The 795-nt window shown below is 26.9% G+C and carries 1 protein-coding gene; it reads right to left on the bottom strand.

The annotated features are described in order from the left end of the window. Positions 1 to 108: 108 nt before the first annotated feature. A complete protein-coding gene (locus HMPREF0216_RS12245; protein ID WP_005214703.1) occupies positions 109 to 666 on the bottom strand; it encodes a beta-class carbonic anhydrase in 558 nt (185 codons plus the stop codon). Between the last annotated feature and the right edge of the window lie 129 nt (positions 667 to 795).

Raw genomic sequence — 795 nt, 5'->3', positions numbered from 1 at the left:
GTGCCTTAAACCAACTCGACCATCTCTCCTCGTTACAAGAATTATTATATCAACGGTTATTATTTATGTCAACATATTTTTTAAATTTTTTTTATATTTTTTTATTTACTAGTACCCATTCACTATAATTTCTAATTTTCCAGTAGATGGATCCATTATTAATCCATGTACTTTTATATCTTTATTAATTAATGGATGCTTCTTTATTAACTCAACGCTTTCTTTCACCGATTCCTCTACAGAATCAAATCCATGTAACCATTTTTTTATATCTATTCCTGAGTTATTTAATGTTTCTATTACATCCTCTTTAATTCCTCTATTAATTATTTTCTTAATGGTTTCCTCTCCATTTATATTACTCATACCACATCCTTTGTGTCCAATCACTAATACTTCATCAGTATCAAATTCATAAATTGCCACTATAATACTTCTAATAATACTTCCAAATGGATGCATTATGGTTGCCCCTGCATTTTTTATAATTTTTGCGTCTCCATTTTTTAAATTAAGTGCTTTTGGCAATAATTCTGTTAGTCTTGTATCCATACAAGATAATATTACTATCTTTTTATCTGGATATTTTGTTACTTCGTATTTTTCATATTCTTTATTTTCAACAAACCTTTTATTATATTCCATTATTTCATTTAATTTATTCATATTCTATACCCCAAATTTAAAATTAATATAACAATACTATTTTACCAATAAATATAAAAAATTATATACAAAAAAACCTCTAGCAATTTGCTAGAGGTTTTGGCGGAGAGAGTGGGATTCGAACCCACG

The organism is Clostridium celatum DSM 1785 (assembly GCF_000320405.1).
Taxonomy (GTDB): Bacteria; Bacillota; Clostridia; order Clostridiales; family Clostridiaceae; genus Clostridium; species Clostridium celatum.
The sequence above is the reverse complement of the archived record's forward strand: the minus strand, read 5'-3'. Positions and strand labels throughout refer to the sequence as shown.